This is a genomic window from Ditibartonella apis (genome assembly GCF_001952075.1).
Classification (GTDB): domain Bacteria; phylum Pseudomonadota; class Alphaproteobacteria; order Rhizobiales; family Rhizobiaceae; genus Bartonella; species Bartonella apis.
On sequence record NZ_LXYU01000001.1, the window covers coordinates 788,997 to 811,567 of the forward strand.

A 22,571-nucleotide genomic window follows, 5' to 3' on the forward strand; every position below is an offset into this window, starting at 1 on the left:
GTGCAAGAAGTAAACTATAGCCGGTGCTATGATCGTTGCATAACAAGCTTTAAAAGCATTTTTTCAAAATTTTTCAAGTTCAATAAATCTTATCCAGAGTGGAATGAAATCATGACCAGAACACAAAAGCCGTTTGCCGAATTTGCGCCTCCCATCTCCAAGCAGAGCGAATTACGCAAAAAAATCACCGCAGCCTATCGTCGTCCGGAAACCGAATGTCTGAGACCACTTCTCGAGGCAGCAACGATTGACGATAAAACCAAAAAAGACATTGCTGCTACTGCTCGCCATCTCATTGAAACGATGCGGGCAAAATATAAAGGTAATGGCGTTGAAGGTCTGGTTCATGAATATTCTTTGTCGTCACATGAAGGCGTGGCGCTCATGTGTCTGGCAGAAGCGCTGTTGCGCATACCCGACAAAGCAACCCGTGATGCCCTCATTCGCGACAAGGTGGCAGGCGGTGACTGGAAAGCGCATTTGGGTGGTGGAAAATCGCTTTTCGTCAATGCTGCGACCTGGGGACTTGTGGTTACCGGTAAACTATCGGCCAATTTCAGGGAAGGCGAACTGTCTTCCTCTTTGACTGGTCTTATCGCGCGCTGTGGCGAGCCGGTTATCCGCAAAGGAATGGATATGGCCATGCGCATGATGGGCGAGCAATTCGTGCGCGGTGAAACCATTGAAGAAGCGCTCGAGCGCTCGAAACCACTGGAAGCACGCGGGTTTCGTTATTCCTATGACATGTTGGGAGAAGCTGCTACAACGGCTGATGATGCCGATCGCTATTATCGCGATTACGAGATGGCAATTCATGCTATCGGTAAAGCCTCGAACGGGCGCGGAGTCTATGAAGGGCCCGGTATTTCCATTAAACTTTCTGCACTTCATCCCCGTTATTTCCGTTCTCAGGCTGATCGTGTGATGGGCGAACTCATGCCGCGCGTCAAACAATTGGCTTTGCTTTGTAAAAATTACAATATCGGGCTTAATATCGACGCTGAGGAAGCCGACCGGCTCGAGCTTTCACTCGATATTATGGACAGTCTGTGTTTTGACCCTGATCTTGACGGCTGGAATGGCATCGGCTTTGTTGTGCAAGCTTATGGTCGTCGTTGCCCGTTTGTGCTTGATTATCTCATTGATCTTGCCCGCCGCAGTCATCATCGTTTGATGGTGCGCCTCGTCAAGGGCGCCTATTGGGATGCTGAAATCAAACGCGCGCAGGTTGACGGACTTCAAAGTTTTCCCGTCTACACACGTAAAGTTTATACGGATGTTTCCTATGTTGCCAATGCCCGAAAACTTCTTTCGGCTCCCGATGCCGTTTTCCCGCAATTTGCAACGCATAATGCCCAAACCATGGCAACGATCTATCATCTGGCGGGGCCGGATAAGTACACTGTCGAACAATTCGAGTTCCAGTGCCTCCACGGCATGGGAGAACCGCTTTATGACGAGGTTGTAGGCAAAGATAAAATGCAGCGCCCTGCGCGCCTTTATGCACCGGTCGGAACACATGAAACTTTGCTCGCTTATCTGGTGCGGCGGTTGTTAGAAAATGGTGCCAATTCTTCTTTCGTCAATCGCATTACCGACAAGTCTATATCGGTTGATGAACTTGTTGTTGATCCGGTTGATGTGGTGCGTAATATGCCCGTTCCCGGTGCCCAGCATGACAAGATTGCTTCGCCTGCCGATCTTTTCGGAAAAGACCGTCGCAATTCCGACGGCTATGATTTATCGAATGAAACAGTGCTTGCAGAACTGACGAAAGAATTTGAGAAAAGTTCAGCATTAAGCTGGCAAGCAGCACCGGCGAATGTCGAAAAGGGTGCAAAATCACGCCAAATTGCCAATCCCGGTGACCACCGCGACAAAGTGGGCGAAGTTATCGAGATTGATGAAAGTGAAGCCAGAAAGATGGTCTCTCATGCTGAAAAAGCGTTTTCATCATGGGCAAAGACTTCCCCTCAATCGCGCGCCGGAATTCTTGAAAAAGCAGCCGATCTTATGCAGGCGCGTATGCCTTCACTTCTTGCGCTTGCTGCACGGGAAGCGGGAAAATCTATACCGAACTCTATTGCCGAAGTGAGAGAAGCAATTGATTTCTTGCGCTTTTATGCCGAACAATTGCGCACAACTTTTAAAGGCAATGAAGAACCTTTGGGACCGATTGTTTGTATCAGCCCGTGGAATTTCCCGTTGTCGATTTTTATCGGTCAAATATCGGCTGCATTGGCGGCGGGTAATACTGTTTTGGCAAAACCGGCAGAAGAAACACCGCTTATTGCTGCTGAAGGTGTGCGCATATTGCATGAAGCGGGAATCCCGAAGGATGTCTTGCAATTCTGTCCGGGAGACGGAAAAATCGGTGCGGCACTTATTGGAGAGAAAGCGACTTCAGGTGTTATGTTTACCGGTTCGACAGAAGTTGCGCGGCTTATCCAGAAGGAGCTTTCAACCCGCTTGACAAAAGATAAGAAACCCATTCCGCTCATTGCTGAAACCGGCGGGCAGAATGCCATGATTGTCGATTCGTCAGCACTTGCCGAACAAGTTGTGGGAGACGTTATCGCCTCGGCTTTTGATAGTGCAGGCCAGCGTTGTTCGGCTTTGCGGGTTTTGTGTTTACAGGAAGAGGTGGCAGACCGCATTCTGGACATGCTTAAAGGCGCAATGCAGGAATTGCGTATCGGGCGCACAGATTTCATCGGTACCGATATTGGCGCGGTTATTACCGCAGAAGCCAAGGATAATATCGAAACGCATATCGAAACAATGCGCGCAATGGGGCATAAAGTAACGCAAGTTCCCCTTCCAGATATTGCAAAAGAGGGAACATATGTAAGCCCCACTCTTATCGAGATCGACTCGATTGGCGAATTGAAGCGTGAAGTCTTCGGGCCGGTCTTGCATGTTGTACGTTATAAACGCAAAGATATTGAAAAGCTTATCAACGAAATCAATTCGACAGGATATGGTCTCACCTTCGGGCTTCATACAAGACTGGATGATTTTGTCGATTATGTTTCAAGCCATATTCGGGTAGGCAATATTTATATCAACCGCAATATTATCGGCGCGGTTGTCGGCTCGCAACCATTTGGCGGAAGGGGATTATCCGGAACCGGTCCGAAAGCCGGTGGGCCTTTATATATCGGCCGCCTCGTCAAACAGGCTCCCGACCTGCAATTTTCTGTTGGGCCAAGAAAAAATGAACTCATCGACAGTTTTTTGAATTGGCTCCAAAAAAACGGAGACTCATCCGATGCAACCTTTGCAAAATCATTAAACGGCAAGTCACCGCTTGGCGTCGCCATCAATTTGCCGGGGCCGGTGGGGGAAAGCAATGTCTATTCCCTTCACAGTCGCGGAAAAATTCTCTTGTTTCCGCAAACAAAAAGCGGGCTTTACCGGCAGCTTGCCGCGACATTTGCAACCGGCAACATTGCCGTGATTGACGTAGCTTGCAAATTGCAAAATTCGCTTTCGGATTTGCCAAAACAGCTTGTCCGGAATGTCAAATGGTCAGAAAATCTAAACGCCGATGGTCCTTATGCGGGTGCGCTCATAGAAGGCGATGAAAACAGCATTATCGAGAAACAGAAAATTATTGCAGCCCTTTCAGGGCCTATCATTCTCACCCAAGCGGCTACAAGCGAGGAGCTTACATCAGGTGAACTCCTCTATAATCTCGGTTATCTTAGCGAAGAAGTCTCGACTTCGGTGAATACCGCCGCAGCCGGTGGCAATGCAAGCCTGATGACAATCGGCTGAAGACCGGCAATTATTGTTATTTATAGCAGATCTATTCATTACCACCGGAATATCTGTCCCGGTGGTTTTTTTGTTGATAAAGCGACTTTGGCAAAAGGTTATTAACTTTCGCACTTTAACGTTGAAAAGATGAGTTTCGTTAAGAGGCAATCTTTAAAAATTGCCGCAATCTAGTTTGAGTGCCATGCGTAATCTGAAAACAAATCCGGTCTCTTTAAATCCTGTTGCCAAGCCCGTTTCCGGCGCCACTGCAAAGCCAGAAGAAGCGGTGGCTAGCGCACAATCACAAACGCAATATCCCACCATATGGAAAAAAGCTTTTGCCCTCGGACAGAATGTACGTTTTACACGCACGCCGGAAGTCGAACTTGTGCGCAAACGGGTTGAAAATGATCCCGATTTTGCGGAGAAATTGAAGGCTTTCGAGCTCGAACAAAAGCAAAAGCGTGAAAACGTGGCCTTGAAAGAAAATGCTCCGGAAAATAAAGAACCGGTGACACTTGATGGAACCACGCCCTTGCCGCAAGGACAGACACAAGTTCGCTCCTTGCAAGACGAGGTGATTGCTTCTGTCAAACGCAAAAATATCGAACAGAATTATAGCGTCAAATCTGTTTATACACGCCCTCAAAATAGTGGCGCTCCTCAAATCCGGAATGAAACTTCTATGCAAGAAGCGGCGGTCGAGGTGGAAAAACCGGCATCCGAAATTAATAAGCCTGCCGATATCAAGCCGTTTTATCTTTCCGATTCGGCATTTTTTGAATGCGGGCCGGACATTCTTGAAAATCTGGCAAAACTTACGCCGCAAAATGAAAGCGAGCCGCAGTCGGTTGAAACGCCGCTTGCAAGTGCAAACACTATTGTTCCGGAAACAAGCTTGAACACGACTGCGCCCGAAACAGATGCAAACGCTGTTGCAGTCGAAAAGAAGCCCGTTGTGACTGTACAAAAAATGTCACTTGATGGGTCGCTCACGTCGGGTGCGTCCCAATTACCGCCAGTCGCTTCGACTTTGATGACGGGTAATACAACCGAAGAAAAAAGCGCCGCCAAGGTTGAAGAAAAATCTATTGCCGATCTTTATCGGGTGCTGGAATGCCGTTTCCCGAAAAAGAGTGGAAATGGTCCGGAAAAGCCAACGGGAAAGGTTGAAGAAAAAATTGAACAGCAAGTGGCGACACCGGACATAGTTCAACCAACAAGTACTGAATCAGGGGCTTCAGCTCCGGTAGCAAATGATGCGACGGTTCAAACACCGGAAACATCGGAAGCGGCGGGCGTGGAAAATACCAATGCCGTTATTGTTGACGCGGCACCGCAATCAATCATCAATCAGACAGCGGTAACAGAAAGTGTATCGTTATCAAGTGTTAGTCCGGCAATCACTCCCCGACTGACTGAAACGCCTGTTCTACAAGTGGTAACACCATTGCCTGACAATTCTGTTGTCACTACCTTTAACAATCAGGGGCAAGTGGTGATTGAAAATGCCGGTGTCGAGAAGAATACCGAAAATACGGCCGGTGACGCACAAACGAGTAAATCCGTTGGCGGCACAGTGTCTCAAGCGGCATCGCAAAATCCGGTTTCTGTTTCCCCGGCGGGACAGGAAAATTCGGTTGCTCCATCTGCCGGAATTATCGAGGATATAGAACCGATAAAAACAGCCAACACCCAGTCCGCTGCAGCACTTCCACAGGCCATAGCACCTCAACATAGCGGAGAAGAAAAGGCTCCTGAACAAAAGGAAAAAACGCAAGCTGTTGCACCAATTGCAACAACTGAGCAAACCGCAACAACCGCGCAAAATGCAACAATTACGCCGACTGCAACAAAAGCGACGATTTCTGCACCATTTCGCACGCTCAATCCGGCTTTTATTCCGAGCCCCAAATCCCAAAGCGACGATTCATACATTTTTCCTTCAATCGACCTTTTGCAGGAGCCGGAACATAAAGATGGTGCGGTGATTTCTCAGGAAACACTTGAACGCAGTGCCGGACTTCTTGAAAGTGTGCTGGAAGATTTCGGTATCAAAGGCGAAATCATCCATGTCCGTCCGGGGCCGGTTGTCACCATGTATGAATTCGAACCGGCAGCCGGTGTCAAATCATCGCGCGTTATCGGTCTTTCTGATGATATTGCCCGTTCGATGTCGGCGATTTCCGCACGTGTAGCGGTTATTCCGGGTCGTAATGTTATCGGCATAGAATTGCCGAATAAAGTGCGCGAGACAGTTTATTTACGCGAGATTATCCAGTCGAAGACATTTCAGGATAGCAATTACAAGCTGCCGCTTGCATTGGGTAAAAATATCGGTGGTGAACCGGTTATCGCAGAACTCGCAAAAATGCCGCATCTGCTTGTTGCCGGTACCACGGGTTCGGGTAAATCGGTGGCAATCAACGCCATGATTTTGTCTTTGCTTTATCGTTTGAAGCCGGAGCAATGCCGCCTCATCATGGTTGATCCCAAGATGCTTGAATTGTCTATCTATGACGGCATACCGCATCTTCTAACCCCGGTTGTTACCGATCCTAAGAAGGCTGTAACGGCATTGAAATGGGCGGTGCGTGAAATGGAAGATCGCTATCGCAAAATGGCAAAACTCGGCGTGCGCAATATTGACGGCTTCAATCAGCGTGTCAGTGCGGCAGCCGAAAAGGGCGAAACCATTACCTGCCGTGTCCAATCCGGTTTTGATAAGGAAACCGGCGAAATGCTTTATCATGAAGAGGCAATGGATCTTACGCGTCTTCCCTATATCGTCATTATTGTTGACGAAATGGCCGACCTGATGATGGTTGCAGGCAAAGAAATCGAAGGTGCAATCCAGCGCTTGGCACAAATGGCGCGTGCTGCGGGAATTCACCTTATCATGGCAACACAACGCCCCTCCGTCGATGTTATTACCGGCACGATCAAGGCGAATTTTCCAACCCGCATTTCATTTCAGGTTACCTCCAAGATTGATAGCCGTACGATCCTTGGCGAACAGGGGGCAGAGACATTGCTGGGGCAGGGCGATATGCTTCACATGGTGGGTGGTGGCCGGATTGTCCGTGTTCACGGCCCCTTTGTTTCCGATGAGGAAGTCGAACATGTTGTGGCTCATCTGAAGACACAAGGCACGCCCGACTATCTTGCAACAGTGACGGATGGTGAAGACGAAGAAGAAACCATCGAGGACGCCGATTCCATTGCGGACATTGTGGCTGCTGGCAGTGCCGGAGAGAATATGGAAGAACTTTACTTGCAAGCTGTCAAAGTGGTTATGCGCGACAAGAAATGTTCAACATCCTACATCCAGCGCCGTTTGAGTATCGGCTATAACAAGGCAGCAACACTGGTTGAACGCATGGAAGCTGAAGGCATAGTCGGTCCGGCCAACCATGTCGGTAAACGTGAAATTCTTTTAAACCATGGCCATGAACTTTGATAATCGGTTGAGTTAACCAATTCGCGAGAAGGCGTAGACGGTTATGTCTGCGCCTTTTTGCTATAGATAGACAAAAACGTTATTTTCTAAAAGGTAGAAACGCTTTATCCATAAAAAGAACTGAAGAAATGACGGTCAATCCATTGAAGTGATTGACGAGTTTCGAGCATATTTGAAAGATATCTTTCAACCGAAGTTTCAAAAAATTTATAGCGGCCGACAAGGATGTTTCCTGATTTCTTTTGAAACTTTTTGCTCTTTCCTGTAAAAGATTGAATTAACATTTCTTTAACCGGTGGAGCAATCCTTGGCATTTCTGGATTTTCTGTCTCAAAGTACAATCAGAAACGCATTTTTGAGCGGCAAGTGTTCTTTTGTGCTTGACCGTAACGCATCGGTTTTATTGTGGCTTGATGGTGCTGCTCTTTCATTTTTCGGCTTTTCATCACTTACCGATGCACTTGATCGGGAAGAAATTTTCGATAGTGCTGTTAAACGTCAGATCGAAAATGGCGTTAAAAGCGGTCGTCCGGTTCATTTGCGCGGAAAAAACGGAGCGCGGTCTTTCAATCTGTCACTTATATCCGGTGGTCATGCATCAAATGAAACGTATGGGGAAAATGCGCAAGACGAACAAAACCGTTTTATCTTTGCCGCCGAGATCAATTCGGCAAAAACAACAAACGAGGCAGGCAAAGCAGCAAATGATACAAATCGGAATCTTTCAAGCTCTCATCCGGAAGCACTTCTTGTAGGGCTTGAAGGCAAAAATATTTCGGCGGCTATTTTTGACGACGGAAACAAAATTCTTGCGAAAACAGAAAATCTTCAGCCACTTGGCGATGCACTCCAAATTTTTCTTTCTTCTATTGACGGGTTTTCACCCGTTAAAACATTGATGAAGGCTGGCAGGGGAAAAGTACAGGTCAATGCCATTCGCTTGAGCGAAATGCCACAACGTTTTCTCGTTCTTTGCTTCAATGTCACGGCAATAGAAGAAAACGCGGACGATCGGAACAACTTGAAGACACATGTAAAGCCGGAGCGTTTTACATGGCAAATGGACAAAAACAGTGCGTTCATCAATTTTTCCCGCGAGTTTTATGATCTTGGGGGTGACGCTGAAAAATTGCTCGGCAGGCCGCTTGCCTATCTTTCCAGTGAACACAAAAATTCCGGTTTTTTAAACCTTGAAAAAAACATTTCGCAATGCACCGCCTTTCAAGATGCGGCGGTTTTTTTCCCGGCCAAAGGGGAACGTGCGAATTTGGAAGTCCATTTATCCGGCCTCCCCATTTTGTCGCTTGATGGAAGGGTTGACGGGTTTCGCGGTTTCGGCACGGTGAAGGATCTGGTGAACGGGCAGCCAAATCCGGAGAGTGGAAATCGGGTTGCCGATTCTGTCGCAACTGTCGGGAAGGAATTAACTCCAGTGCCGGAAAAGCCGGTTGAAGATGAAATAATTCAATCGCAATTGTTGGCAGATCATATTGCGCCGGAAGACGCAGAAAAATCGGCATTTCCTGTGGAAGAAAACCAATCTCATCAAACTTTGCAAGAGCGCGATAAGGACACGAGTTTGAACAGTTCGGAGCGTTCGGCTTTTCGTGAAATTGCAGAGCGTCTGCGCAGCGAATTACAATTGCCTGACGTTTCACGGCCGCTTTCAAAGGCTGCAAATACAGATAAAACAGCTCATGACAACACATTGTCCGCCGACAGCAAGTTTACCCCCGAACAGTCTTCCCTTCTCAATTTGCTGGATACAGCAACTGATGGTGTTGTCTTTCTTGATAATGACGGCTCAATAGAAGGTTTTAGCGCAGCCGCGTCGGCTCTTACCGGTTACGAAAGACAGGACGTGACCGGTAAACCTTTTAAAAGCTTGTTCCGCCCGACATCCGAAGAAGCGATAGATAATTATCTTGCCGCACTTAAAAGCGGTGGAGCAAAACGCTTATTCAACCGTGGTCAATCGGCCGATATTCAAACCAAGGGCGGTGATGACATTCGGGTTTTCGTCACTCTCGTACCGCTTTCCAACCAAAAAGGATATGCAGGGCTTTTGCGCGATATGACGAATGTGTCAGCTCAAAGCCAGCCTATCTATGATAACGAGGTTTTTGCACAAACCATCCACGAGATCAGGACGCCGCTTAATGCCATGATCGGTTTTGCCGATATCATGCGGGAAGAACGTTTCGGCCGAATAGAAAACGAGCGTTACCGTGGCTATTTGCGCGACATTATTTCTTCGGGCAAACATATATTGTCACTCGTTAACTCTTTTCTTGAAAAGGCAAAATCGCGTTACGAAGAAAGATCGCATTCCGGTGGACAGAGTAACGCGCAGATAATCGACAACCGTCAATCTGCAGTGCCGGGTTTCGACGTTATCCAGCAATTGAGGAAATCGGTTGCGTTGTTTGAAAATCAGGCAAACGAAAACGGCATTATTATTCGCATCATTATGCCGCCAAAAATACCGGTAATCAGGATTGATGCGCAGGAATTCAGGCAGATTATTTTCAATCTTTTGTCAAATGCTATCCGTTTTACCCAAAGTGGCGGTCAAATTGTGGTGCATCTTTCTTCAACGGACAAGAATTTGGTGAAATTGTCGGTAAGCGACAATGGTATCGGTATGAACGAGGAAGAAATGGCACGCGCCCTTCAGCCCTATGGGCAGGTTGCAAGAAAGGACGGGCGCGCGGGAGACGCTGTGTTTACCGGTACCGGTCTTGGCCTTCCGACAACAAAAGGGATTGTCGAAAAAATTGGCGGGCGGCTCGTTCTCTTATCAAAACCGGGACAGGGAACAACAGTGGAAGTGTTTTTTCCCATTAACCGCTCGTGAAAAAGCGTATTTTTGGAAAAACGCTATCGAGAAGTCCAACCCGAAAAGGTTGTGTAAATAAAGCCGATTTATGAAAACACAACTTTTGAAAACACATAATTTACAGGGACCTCAATTATAAGCGCATTGGAAAAAATTGAGCTCTCTCGAAATAGGTCAAAAAATCGGATGCCGCATTAATATCACTGATGTGTCGAGAACCATATTTCTTATCGAAAATTTTGTTTTCTTGCAGGTGCATTAAACTCGTCACACACTTCAACATTACCGGCTTTGCGGAACATTTCGGGGCAAATCTGACGGGCTGATTGTTACATTTGTTTTAAATATTGTCATACATTGCCCCGCGTGGCCTTTCTCTTTTTTGAGCTTATTTTTTCGCGGCCAACAGATCGCGTATTTCGGTTAGCAATACCTCGTCACGCGGAACCGGCTTTGGTGCAGGTGTTTGTTGCTCTTTACGATGCATTGCATTGATTGCTTTGACAACAATGAACAATACCCATGCAATGATAAGAAAATTGATGAACAAAGTAATGAAGTGACCGTAGGCTATTGTGGCACCGGCTTCACGCGCTGCCGCAAGGGTTGTCTGTTTTTCACCGGCAAGCTGGATAAACATATTGGAGAAATCTATGCCACCGGTGATGAGCCCGATGACCGGCATGAGTAAATCATTGACAATCGAATTGACAAGTCCGCCGAAGGCACCGCCAATAATAACACCAATGGCCAGATCAATCATATTGCCTTTAAGTGCAAATTCCCGAAACTCTTTTAGCATCAGCCTCTTCCTCGCTTGTCGTTGATCGTTCTTAACTCTGGCAATAATCGTTGACGATTATGCTCTGACCGTAAAATATGGCACGATTACCATAAGAAAAGACTTTTATTATTATTTCCTGCGCGACCTAAAAAGCATCGCGGAATTTTCAGGATTTAAAGTTTATCAGCGCCATTATCAGGGGCAGTTTCGTTATTTTTGAAGTCGTTTTTAAACTTGTCGAAGAAATATTTCATTGTGTCATAAGCCTGATCCATATCCTGTTTGCTGGGCAGGCTCGTTTTGGCTTTATTTTGTTGAAGCTCGGCAATTTTATCTTTCAACGTCTTGATTTCCTGTTCGTAACGTGCGCGATCGTCATTCGAAATAGAACAGGTTATTTTCCCGTCCTTATCAAGACATTTGTCGATGCTGCCGGTATCGCCATCAAAACGCAAATAACCACCATCGACTTTTTGAAATTCGAAACGATGATCGGATGCAGATCCGATTGTTGTCAAACCGATGGTGCAGAAGGATGCCAGAACAAGTGTTTTTAGAAAAGTCGACATTTTTATTCCTTGGTTGAAACTCTCACATCTTTTATATAGGGATGAATAAGAATATTTCCCGTCTCATGGGCGCTTACGTCTGGCGGAGTAAGAATGTTAGGCTCGAAAGATATGGCCTTGATTTATAAGATTGTGTCGAAAGACGAATGGAAAAAAGCCGAGGAAACGGGTGTTTTTTCCGGTGCTGCAGTTGATATTGCCGACGGTTTTATACACTTTTCAACTGGCGAACAGGTGGCAGAAACGGCAAATAAACATTTCAAAGAGCAAAAAAATCTCTTGCTTGTAGCCGTTGATGAAGATGAGCTTGATGAAGAGGCACTGCGTTATGAGGTGTCTCGCGGGGACGCGTTTTTCCCTCATCTTTATGGTGAATTATCACTTGAAGCTGTTGTCGGTGTCAGTCCTTTTGAAGCCGACGAGAAAGGCACATTCCATTTCAGCGAGGTTTTGCCATGAACCTCTATCGTTCTTTATTACGCCCGTTGGTTTTTTGCCTATCACCGGAAAATGCCCACAGGCTTTCTATTCTTGCTTTGAAAGCTGGCCTCGGTTCAGGGAGTGAGTTCCGTGACCAACGTTTGGGTGTGAATATTGCCGGACTGGAATTCCCGAATTTTTTAGGCTTGGCTGCCGGATATGATAAAAATGCGGAAGTTCCCGATCAAATATTGCACTTGGGCTTCGGCTTTAGCGAAGTTGGCACGATCACGCCGCGCCCGCAGGCGGGCAACCCGCAACCCCGTCTCTTTCGTCTCTGTGAAGACGAGGCGGTGATCAATCGCATGGGGTTTAACAATGAGGGGCATGAGGCCGCTCACAAACGTCTCGCCATGCGCAAAAAGCAAGGCATTGTCGGGGTCAATATCGGAGCCAACAAGGATTCCGACGATCGTATTCTCGACTATTCGCGCGGTGTTCATTGTTTCTATGATGTTGCAAGCTTTTTTACTATCAATATCTCTTCACCGAACACACCGGGTTTGCGGAATTTGCAAGCCCGTGACAGTTTGAGAGAATTGCTTTTGTCGGTAAGCGGTGCAAGAGCGGAAGAAAAGCAGAAGACGGGCGTTCATGTACCGGTCTTTTTAAAGATAGCACCTGATTTGACTGAAGAAGGGCTTGATGATGTTGCCGCCGAGCTTCTCGACTCCGATGTTGACGGGCTTATTGTTTCCAATACAACTCTTTCAAGAACCGGTCTTGAAAATAAAAGCTTCAGGAGCGAATCGGGCGGGCTTTCCGGAAAGCCGTTATTTGAACGCTCGACAATTGTTCTTGCCAAGATGCGCAAGAGAGTACAGCAGAAAAAAGCAATTATCGGTGTTGGCGGCGTTTATGACGAGAAAACAGCACTCGAAAAAATCAAAGCCGGTGCCGATCTTGTCGAACTTTATAGTGCGATGGTTTTTGAGGGTGCAGGGCTTGCGAGACGCATCCTGAAAAATGTGATTGGAATCATGGAAAATGATGGTGCGAAAAAGATAGGGGAGTATCGCGACCTGTCTTTGGATGAATGGGCCAACCGTAAAATCCCTGATTAAGCGCGTTTACTAAAAACTTAGGTTCTCCAAAAGTGCCCAAGCAGTGCCTAAAAAGTGCGAAGCGGTTTTTAGCATAAGCACTGCGACAAGGAAAGAGTACGGTTTTGGGATAGGAACCGCGTTTACTCAAAACTTGGTTCCCCAAAAGTACCCTAGCAGTGCCTGAAAAGTGCGAAGCGGTTTTCTTCAATAACGCTGCGACAAGGAAAAAGTACGGTTTTAAAAAACCGTTGATTGAAAGTTTTCTATAAAAAAGAAGAGACGCATTTTGCGTGTGTTTTAACCCGCATGCATTGTCGATTTTGTAAGTCTCGCCACATTGACAAGCAAAAATTTCAGGAATTTTGAAGTTTGGCAAAAACAAAAACGACTGAAAATGCCAATAAATAGAGTTTAAATGCGCTTAGGCACTTGCAAAATTGTTCGATCTTCCGTATGTCACCCGTCAGAATGTTTAATTCTGACGATGCGGTTGTAGCTCAGTTGGTTAGAGCGCTGGTTTGTGGCACCAGAGGTCGTAGGTTCGACTCCCACCAACCGTACCATTCCCTTCAAGCTTTCTTATTTGTCCAGTCTGATTGAAGCTTTAAGCTTTTCGTATCTCCTCATATTTTTATCAATAATGGAAAGACGTCGCTTTTATGCGCCAAAAATTTCGGTGATTGGTCGGAAACGAAAGCCCTGTTGAAAAAGCGTGAATACGCTTTTGTTCGCGACGAGCGCCTTTAAACGAACAGCGAAAATAAAAATGTGAAGGCCGGTTTTTGATCTCTCGTGAGATAACCTCTTTATCGAATAAAGATAGTTCGGGAATTTCCCAATTTTCGACAACCGCAATTCATACAAGAGAGAGTGCGGGATAACGGCTTGCCGCCAGGAGAATGGCAAAAAGTCAGGATTTTTAAATAGGCAAGCATGTCTTGAAAGACTCGAACGCCTATTAACGAGACGTTTTAAAGGTCCTTTGCTTCAAGAAAAAGTATTTTTCTCGCCAGATTGCACAGAGCGCAAGTTTGCACAAAGCGCCGGATTGACGGCGGCAATAGGAAAGTGAAGGGCAATGTTGACAGGGTCAGCTTCAGGCAAGACCGCAACAATAAATTATAGTAGGTTATAATTGGTCCTGATGGTTCGATGCAAGGCGATTGAAAGGCAATTGTCAGGTTGACAAATGATTGTGCCCGTCACAATTTTTCAGAATTGATTGTTAATATTGATTAGACGATACACATTTCAATTTGGTGTTTTATGACTGTGAAAAAAACAAAAAAGACAAAAGACAAAAATACAAAAATACAGCACGCTTATCTCAAGAATATTTATGGCGTGAAAAATTGGAAAGAAGCGTCGGAATGGCTGGCCTTTCGCGGTATTGAAGACATTGAATGTATTACACCCGATCAGGCAGGTGTCGCACGCGGCAAAATGATGCCGTCAAACAAATTTACTTCCGATACGTCGCTTGCTCTGCCATCAGCTGTGTTTATGGCGACAATTTCCGGCGATTATCCCGAGGATGGCAACGGTTTCCATTATCCTGCCGATGATGGCGATTTGCGGCTGGAGCCCGATCTTGCAACTTTAAGCGTTGTCCCTTGGGAAGATGATCCGACCGCGCAGGTTATTTGTGATATTGTCTACCAGACAGGCAAAAGGGTGGAATTTACGCCGCGCAATGTTTTGCGCAATGTGGTGGAAGCATACACAAAGTTGGGGCTGAAGCCGGTGGTGGCACCGGAAATCGAATTTTATCTTGTCCAGAAAAATCCTGATCCAGATTATCCGTTGACACCGCCCGTCGGCCGCTCCGGTCGCGCAATCGGTGGAGGGCAGGGGTATTCTATTGCCGGCGTTAACGAATTCGACGAATTGATCGACGACATGTACCATTTTTCCGAAGCGCAAGGCTTGGAAATTGACACATTGATCCATGAAGAAGGGGCGGGCCAGCTCGAGATCAATTTGCGTCACGGTGATCCGATCGAACTCGCCGATCAGGTTTTTCTGTTCAAGCGCACCATTCGGGAGGCGGCATTCAAGCATGATATGTATGCAACCTTTATGGCCAAACCCATAGAGGGTCAGCCCGGTTCAGCCATGCATATCCATCAATCTATTGTCGACGTGAAGACGGGAAACAATATTTTTACCCGCGAGGATGGAAGTGAAAGTGAAGCCTTCCGGTATTTTCTTGGGGGCTTACAAAAACATATGGCAAGTGCAATGGTTATGCTTGCGCCTTATGTCAATTCCTATCGCCGTTTGGTGCCCGATCTTTCGGCGCCGGTCAACCTCCATTGGGGGTACGACAATCGCACAACGGCATTTCGTGTTCCCCGTTCGGCACCTCAGGCACGTCGGGTAGAAAATCGTCTTCCGTCTTCCGATGCCAATCCTTATCTCGCACTTGCGGCATCACTCGCCTGCGGTCTTATCGGGCTAATCGACAAACTCGAACCTGATGAACCGTCGTCAAAGACTGTTAATGCCGATCGGGTCGATTTGCCACGCGGACTTGTAGAAGCTGTTGCGTTGTTTGACGAAAACAAGCGGTTGCGGTCGGTGTTGGGGGACGCATTTGTCAACACCTATGCTGCGATCAAACGACAGGAATTCGAGACGTTCATGGAAGTTATCAGTCCTTGGGAGCGGGAATATTTGCTGCTTAATGTTTAGGATATCAGTTGATGTTTCACGAGAATTCCATTTCGCCGGGTATATCATGGTATGAATTCAGTGTTGCCAATCGTCCGTCGTACCCCTCTCTTCACGAGAAAAAAGATTGTGACGTGGCAATTATCGGAGGTGGCTTCACCGGACTTTCGGCAAGCTATCATCTGGCAAAAGCTGGACTTCGTGTTGTGCTTGTCGACGGTGCACGATTTGGCGATGGAGCCTCCGGCCGCAATGGCGGGCAACTCGGGACCGGTCAACGGCAATGGGTAGAAAAGCTTGAAAAAAATCTTGGATACGAGCGGACAAAGGCTTTGTTCGATTTGGCTGAAGAAGCCAAAAAAGACATCATCAACCTCGACAGCCAAATAGCCCTCGACTATTTTCCCGGACAATTATCACTTATCCATAAAAAGCGCGAAATTGCGGCCTATCAGGCGCATGTCGAAAATATGGCGCGCTATGGCTATGAGCAATTGTCGTTCATGGACGGGAAAGAGACAAAAGAACGTTTGGGTTCAAATTTCTATTATGGCGGCATCCGCGATACCGGCACCGGCCACATCAATCCGTTAAAACTGGTTGTCGGACTTGCGTCTCTTGCGTCGGAAGCCGGTGCGGAACTTTATGAAAAAACGCCCGCTACGTCACTTGAAAAGAGGAATGATGATTGTATCGTTACAACGCCGGATGGATATATCAAATCGAAATACGTCCTGCTTGCCACCAATGGTTACAATCAAGGGCTAAAAGGTTTTGTAGATCGCACCATTGTTCCGATACGTTCATATATCGGCGCGACAGCTCCGTTGCCGATTGATAGTGAAATTTTACGTGGTAGAGAGTCCGTAGACGACTCGCGCTTCGTCGTCCGCTATTTCAGAAAAAGCATTGATAATCGCCTGCTTTTTGGCGGTGTCGAGAGCTATGATAATGCGGTGGCTGACCATCTTGGCGATCGCATTCGTGCGCAAATGGTGGAAATTTTCCCGAAATTAAAGGAAATCGAAATAACCCATTGCTGGGGAGGAACCGTGGCGATAACGGTCGAACGCATGCCTTATATTCGTGACATTATGCCAAATGTTACTTATTGCGGCGGCTATTCGGGCCACGGTGTTATGCTTGCTCCGTTTATGGGAAAACTTTATGCGGAAAGTATAACAGAAAAAGGCGATCGTATTCGCTGTTTCAAAGATTTGAAAATTTCGCCTTTTCCGGGGGGCAAAACTTTAAGAAGACCGTTGCTTTGGCTTGCAATGCGCTTTTTCGCATTGATGGACAGATTTTGATGTTTTTTAAAGTTCTATCGGCCTGAATATTATCGCGTTGCCGGTCGATACGCGGCGGAAAGAGGCGGAACGAGCGAAACGAAAAATGTTAAGCCATCAAAAATCGGCAAGAAAAAAAAGCCGATTGTTTGTGCGACACCTTTAAAAAAAGCGTTTCTGATAAAATTTAATGACTTGAAACACAAAATTAATGGTGAAGTCATTGCCAAATTAACAGCTTATTCAGCACCTCAAGGCATATATAATATGATATGAGTGAAAATTAAGACTTAAGGTAAAGCGTCTAAGGACTTTGGTATTTTCATGGTAAGTAAAATAATTCCTATACCCCCGTTTGATTGCATCGTGTTTGGCGGTGCAGGCGATCTTGCCGAAAGAAAACTCTTTCCTGCGCTCTATCATCGCCAATGTTCGGGACAATTCAGTGAACCGACACGTATTATCGGTACATCACGGTCAAAACTGACCGATGAGGAATATCGCAATTTTGCCCGTCAAGCGATCGAGAAACACGTTTCTGCCGCTGATATCGACAAGGGCGAAGTCGACCGTTTTCTCAAACGGCTGAGTTACGTTCCCGTCGATGCGACAACCGATGACGGTTGGGATAAGTTGAAAAAAGCAATCGAGATCCCCTCGGCTAGCACGATCAGAGCCTTTTATCTGGCGGTCAGTCCGGCACTTTTCGGTAGCATTGCCGAACATTTGGGCAAAAATGGTCTGGTCACCGACGAAACCCGCATTATCGTCGAAAAACCGATTGGACGGGATCGTGAAACAGCAACCAAGCTTAACGATACATTGGCGCGGGTTTTCCACGAGAACCAGATTTTCAGAATCGACCATTATCTTGGCAAGGAAACTGTCCAGAATTTGATGGCATTGCGCTTTGCCAATGCTCTTTATGAACCATTGTGGAATTCCGCCCACATCGATCATGTCCAGATAACAGTGGCTGAATCAGTGGGGCTTGAGGGACGTGCCGGTTATTATGACAATGCAGGCGCCCTTCGCGACATGGTGCAAAACCATATGCTGCAACTTTTGTGTCTGGTCGCGATGGAACCTCCTTCAGCCAATACAGCCGATGTTGTCCGTGACGAGAAACTTAAAGTTCTGCATTCGCTTTCGCGCATTGACAGCCATAATGTAACAACCCACACGGTACGCGGGCAATATATGGCTGGTGCTTCGACAAGCGGACCTGTCGGTTCCTATCTCGATGATCTAAAAAAAGATAAAAGCAATACCGAAACATTTGTTGCTTTGAAAGTTGATATCAACAATTGGCGTTGGGCGGGGGCACCCTTCTATTTACGCACCGGCAAACGTCTTGCTACAAGAATGTCGGAAATTGTCGTCACTTTCAAACCCATTCCGTATAACATTTTCGGCAGCGAGGCTGGTGAAATCGTACCCAACCGGCTGGTCATCCGTTTGCAGCCTGATGAAGGTGTCAAACAATGGTTGATGATCAAGGATCCGGGGCCGGGTGGAATGCGGCTTCATCATGTGCCGCTTGATATGACATTTGCCGATTCATTTCCGGTTCGCAATCCCGATGCTTATGAACGCTTGTTGATGGATGCTGTACGCGGCAACCAGACGCTGTTCATGCGACGTGACGAAGTCGAAGCTGCCTGGGGATTTGTTGACCCTATCGAAGAAGGATGGGAAGCGACAAAAATGCCGGTGCAAGGCTATACCGCGGGAACATGGGGGCCATCAAAATCGATTGCTCTGATCGAGCGGGATGGTCGTACATGGAACGATACAGTTTAGGGTATTTGTTATGAGCTTGATGGATACAAACCGGCTGAATTTCGATACGCCTTCGGCATTGGCTTCAGCGTTGGCTGATCGGGTTGCAGCGGAATTGAGTGTTGCCATAGTTGAACGCAAACAGGCAGTGCTGGCAGTGTCAGGTGGTAAAACGCCGGAACTTTTTTTCCATTATCTCGCCAAGGCAGATATCGACTGGAAAAATATTCTCGTCACTTTGGTGGACGAACGTTTTGTACCGGTGACAGATGATCGTTCCAACGAGCGTCTTGTGCGTTCAAGCCTATTACAAAATTTTGCCTCGAAAGCGCGCTTTTATGGCCTCTATAACCCGTCTATTACTGCAGAGCTTGCGGCATTTTCCGCAGCAAGCCGCATCAACAGCCTGCCAAGGCCTTTTGATGTGATCGTGCTTGGTATGGGAACCGACGGGCATACAGCTTCGTTCTTTCCGGGCGGCGACCGATTGAAACAGGCCATTGACACCGAGTCACGTGCACTGGTCTTGCCAATTCATGCACGTGGCTTGAAGGAAGCCCGCCTGACACTTACATTGCCGGTGATCGTTGAAGCACGCTTTATTGCTCTTCATATTGAAGGTCAGACGAAACTGGATGTTTTTGAACGGGCTTTGCAAGATGGGCCGGTTGAAGAACTGCCTATTCGCGCTGTATTGAAAAATACGCGCCATCCTGTTCAGGTTTACTGGTCGCCGAATGAAGAGGAAAAGCAGATCACGGATGGAACCCATTCGTTATTTGATACAGTTTCAGTTTAGGAGAAATAGAGAAGATGTCTCTTTCAGGCACAATTGCTGCCGTGACAGACCGGATTCGTGAACGGTCCAAAAAAAGTCGCGAAATCTATCTTGACCGCATCACCCATGCAGCACGAAATCGCCCGCGTCGCAGCTTTTTTGCCTGTGCCAATCAGGCGCACAGCTTTGCCGCCTGCGTACCGCTTGATAAAGAACGGTTGAAAGAAGATGTCGTCGGTAATATCGGCATTATTACAGCCTATAATGACATGTTGTCTGCGCATCAGCCCTTTGAAGTTTTTCCGAAAATTATCAGGGAAGCAGCACGTGAAGCTGGCGGTGTAGCCGAAGTTGCAAGCGGTGTTCCGGCGATGTGTGATGGTATTACCCAAGGTTATACCGGCATGGAACTGTCGCTTTTTTCACGTGATGTGATTGCTATGGCAGCAGCTGTCGGTCTTTCGCATGATGTGTTTGATGCTGCACTTTATCTCGGCATCTGCGACAAGATTGTCCCGGGACTTTTGATAGCCGCGTTGACGTTCGGGCATATCCCCGCAATTTTTGTGCCGTCGGGCCCGATGACAACCGGTCAGGGCAACGACAAGAAAGCGGAAATCCGCCAGCTTTATGCCGAAGGCAAGGTCGACCGCAAAGCGTTGCTGCAATCGGAAGCGACATCCTATCATGCACCGGGAACGTGCACTTTCTATGGAACGGCCAATTCCAACCAGATGATGATGGAAATGATGGGGCTTCATATGCCAGGAGCCGCATTCATCAACCCCAATACGCCGTTACGCGATGCATTAACGCGCGAAGCCACCAGACGCGCCCTCAAGATTACCGCCCTTGGTAATGAATATACGCCGGTCGGTGCGATGATCGACGAAAGGTCGTTTGTTAATGCCATTGTCGGATTGAATGCAACTGGTGGTTCAACGAACCATACAATCCATTTGATTGCTATGGCTCATGCCGCGGGTATTGATCTTACCTGGGGCGATATTGCCGAAATTTCGTCGGTCGTTCCGCTTATTGCGAGGGTTTATCCCAACGGTCTTGCCGATGTGAACTATTTCCATGCCGCTGGCGGTATGGGCTTTGTGATTAAACAATTGATTGAAGCGGGTCTCGTTCATGAAGATGTCCGCACAGTCGTCGGCGAGGGCTTGAGTGCCTATGCAACCGAACCGAAACTGGGAAGTGACGGACAAGTGGTGCGCGAACCGGCGCCGGAAAAAAGTGGCGATGAAAAGGTGCTCGCCGGCTGGCGGAAACCCTTCCAACCGGATGGTGGTATTCGTGTGCTTTCCGGCAATATGGGGGCGGCTATTATCAAAGTATCGGCAGTCAAACCCGAACGCTGGTTGATTGAAGCACCGGCGCTGGTTTTCAATGACCAGTTGGAACTTCAAGAGGCTTTCAAAGCCGGCAAACTTGATGGCAAGGATTTTGTTGCAGTTGTGCGCTATCAGGGACCAAAAGCCAACGGCATGCCGGAATTACATAAACTCACAACAGTTCTCGGCGTGTTGCAGGATCGCGGACAAAAGATTGCTCTTGTTACCGATGGTCGTATGTCCGGCGCATCCGGCAAAATTCCGGCTGCAATCCATGTCACGCCCGAGGCACTGGACAACGGGCCGATTGCACGGTTGAAAGACGGAGATATGATCCGGCTTGATGCCAATGACGGAACATTGACAATTCTTGTTGATGAAAAGGAATTCAACAATAGACCAATCAAACACCCTGATCTTTCAGCCAATGAATTCGGAACCGGACGCGAACTTTTCCGTGTCTTCCGCGAATTTGTCGGGCGGGCCGATCAAGGAGCAAGTGTTGTCGTCGGGCCTTTGAGCAAATAGCTGGTCCAAACTTTTCTATTCATAAAAAACGCTCCGGATTTGAACATTCCGGAGCGTTTTTCGTTTATTTCATGAAATGACATCCATCCAACAAATGTTGGAAAAGAAATGTTGCAATCACATCAGAACTTTGGCAATGGCAAATTGTTTGCTTTGCACGCAGCTTTCAACGTATTTGCCATTAACATTGCAATTGTCATCGGACCAACACCGCCCGGAACAGGGGTAATGAAGCCCGCCACTTTTTCTGCGGTTTTATATTCGACGTCACCGACGAGACGGGTTTTCCCCTGACCTTTTTCAGGTGCGGGAATGCGGTTGATGCCGACATCAATGACAGTTGCACCGGGTTTTATCCAGTCACCTTTGATCATTTCCGGTTTACCGACAGCGGCCACAAGAATATCGGCGCTACGGCAGACATCATCAATCTCGCGGGTGCGGCTATGGGCAATCGTTACTGTCGCATTGGCAGCAAGAAGGAGCGCTGCAACAGGTTTTCCAACAATATTCGAGCGGCCGACAACTACGGCATCAAGGCCTGAAAGATCTTTACCCAGTCCATGTTCAACCATCAGCATGATACCGGCGGGAGTGCAGGGAACGAATGCATCTTCGATTGCACCGGTCATAACTTTACCTGCATTGATATAGTGAAAACCGTCAACATCCTTATCCGGAGAAATTGTCTGTATCACATGATCGGCATTGATATGCGCGGGCAATGGCAATTGCACCAGAATACCGTGAATATTTTTGTCGGCATTCAATTCCTTGACGAGGGCAAGCAAATCCGCCTCGCTGGTTTTTTCATCCAGTTCATATTTGTTGGATAAAAAACCACATTCTTCAGCGCGCTTTTCCTTGGACGCGACATAAACTTTACTGGCAGAATCTTCCCCTACAATAATAACCGCAATTCCCGGTTGGATATCGTGTTGTTCACGTAAAACAGCTGTTTCCTGTTTTACCTTGGCAAGGATATCTTCAGAAAGCTTTTTCCCGTCAATCACATTGGCCATAAAGGAATCCTTTCACTAGGCTTTTTGTTCTGCTTTAGAGCATTTTCCTGAACTAGAACAGGTCATTGTGTCAAGATTGTACATGTTTGGCACAAAGGAAGTGGAAAATAACCACTTCAAGCACAAGTGCAGCGCAAGTGCGGGAAAAACCGGTTCAGCTTTACCTGATGTCGTTCATTATCCGGAAGGCATAAAGGGCACCGGTTGCTATTTTAA

General features: G+C 47.2%; 13 protein-coding genes and 1 tRNA gene. 11 read left to right on the forward strand and 3 right to left on the reverse strand.

The window, feature by feature from the left end:
• Positions 1-111: 111 nt before the first annotated feature.
• The 3 genes from putA to PEB0122_RS03605 all read left to right on the forward strand — a co-directional run bounded on the left by putA (position 112) and on the right by PEB0122_RS03605 (position 10,079).
• Positions 112-3,780, forward strand: a complete 3,669-nt coding sequence (gene putA / locus PEB0122_RS03590) for a trifunctional transcriptional regulator/proline dehydrogenase/L-glutamate gamma-semialdehyde dehydrogenase (RefSeq protein ID WP_075915732.1) — start codon at positions 112-114, stop codon at positions 3,778-3,780.
• 184 nt (positions 3,781-3,964) lie between these two features.
• A complete protein-coding gene (locus tag PEB0122_RS12025) occupies positions 3,965-7,222 on the forward strand; it encodes a DNA translocase FtsK (protein ID WP_278970772.1) in 3,258 nt (1,085 codons plus the stop codon).
• Between the two features lie 307 nt (positions 7,223-7,529).
• Positions 7,530-10,079 carry a sensor histidine kinase gene (locus PEB0122_RS03605; RefSeq protein ID WP_075915490.1) on the forward strand — a complete coding sequence of 850 codons (2,550 nt, stop codon included), beginning with the start codon at positions 7,530-7,532 and terminating at the stop codon, positions 10,077-10,079.
• 370 nt (positions 10,080-10,449) lie between these two features.
• Here the strand turns inward: PEB0122_RS03605 and mscL are convergent, their stop codons facing one another.
• Complete coding sequence (mscL, locus tag PEB0122_RS03610; protein ID WP_075869237.1) at positions 10,450-10,863, reverse strand: large conductance mechanosensitive channel protein MscL; 414 nt, start codon at positions 10,861-10,863, stop codon at positions 10,450-10,452.
• A 155-nt stretch (positions 10,864-11,018) separates the two neighbouring features.
• Positions 11,019-11,414, reverse strand: a complete 396-nt coding sequence (locus tag PEB0122_RS03615) for a hypothetical protein (protein ID WP_083650179.1) — start codon at positions 11,412-11,414, stop codon at positions 11,019-11,021.
• A gap of 111 nt (positions 11,415-11,525) precedes the next feature.
• On the opposite strand from PEB0122_RS03615, the gene PEB0122_RS03620 reads away from it, so the two are divergent.
• The 8 genes from PEB0122_RS03620 to edd all read left to right on the forward strand — a co-directional run bounded on the left by PEB0122_RS03620 (position 11,526) and on the right by edd (position 21,333).
• On the forward strand, positions 11,526-11,873 hold the full coding sequence (locus PEB0122_RS03620) for a DUF952 domain-containing protein (protein ID WP_075869874.1): 348 nt from the start codon (positions 11,526-11,528) through the stop codon (positions 11,871-11,873).
• Positions 11,870-12,958, forward strand: a complete 1,089-nt coding sequence (locus tag PEB0122_RS03625; protein ID WP_075915492.1) for a quinone-dependent dihydroorotate dehydrogenase — start codon at positions 11,870-11,872, stop codon at positions 12,956-12,958. Before PEB0122_RS03620 ends, PEB0122_RS03625 begins: the two co-directional genes overlap by 4 nt.
• 468 nt (positions 12,959-13,426) lie before the next feature.
• A tRNA-His gene (locus tag PEB0122_RS03630) sits at positions 13,427-13,503 on the forward strand.
• Positions 13,504-14,206: 703 nt separating this feature from the next.
• Positions 14,207-15,634 (forward strand): glutamine synthetase family protein, encoded by a 1,428-nt coding sequence (locus PEB0122_RS03635; protein ID WP_075869234.1) that lies wholly within the window; start codon positions 14,207-14,209, stop codon positions 15,632-15,634.
• Between the two features lie 11 nt (positions 15,635-15,645).
• Positions 15,646-16,923, forward strand: a complete 1,278-nt coding sequence (locus tag PEB0122_RS03640; protein WP_075869233.1) for an NAD(P)/FAD-dependent oxidoreductase — start codon at positions 15,646-15,648, stop codon at positions 16,921-16,923.
• Positions 16,924-17,226: 303 nt separating this feature from the next.
• The gene (gene zwf / locus PEB0122_RS03645) at positions 17,227-18,705 is read left to right on the forward strand and encodes a glucose-6-phosphate dehydrogenase (RefSeq protein ID WP_075869232.1); all 1,479 of its coding nucleotides are present in this window, start codon (positions 17,227-17,229) and stop codon (positions 18,703-18,705) included.
• 10 nt (positions 18,706-18,715) lie between these two features.
• Complete coding sequence (pgl, locus tag PEB0122_RS03650; RefSeq protein WP_075869231.1) at positions 18,716-19,483, forward strand: 6-phosphogluconolactonase; 768 nt, start codon at positions 18,716-18,718, stop codon at positions 19,481-19,483.
• Between the two features lie 14 nt (positions 19,484-19,497).
• Positions 19,498-21,333, forward strand: coding sequence for a phosphogluconate dehydratase (gene edd / locus PEB0122_RS03655; RefSeq protein WP_075869230.1), 1,836 nt, complete (start codon positions 19,498-19,500; stop codon positions 21,331-21,333).
• Positions 21,334-21,455: 122 nt separating this feature from the next.
• Here edd and folD read toward each other — a convergent pair whose 3' ends face one another.
• Positions 21,456-22,355: a bifunctional methylenetetrahydrofolate dehydrogenase/methenyltetrahydrofolate cyclohydrolase FolD gene (gene folD / locus PEB0122_RS03660; protein WP_075915493.1), complete on the reverse strand. Its 900-nt coding sequence runs from the start codon at positions 22,353-22,355 to the stop codon at positions 21,456-21,458.
• Positions 22,356-22,571: the final 216 nt, after the last annotated feature.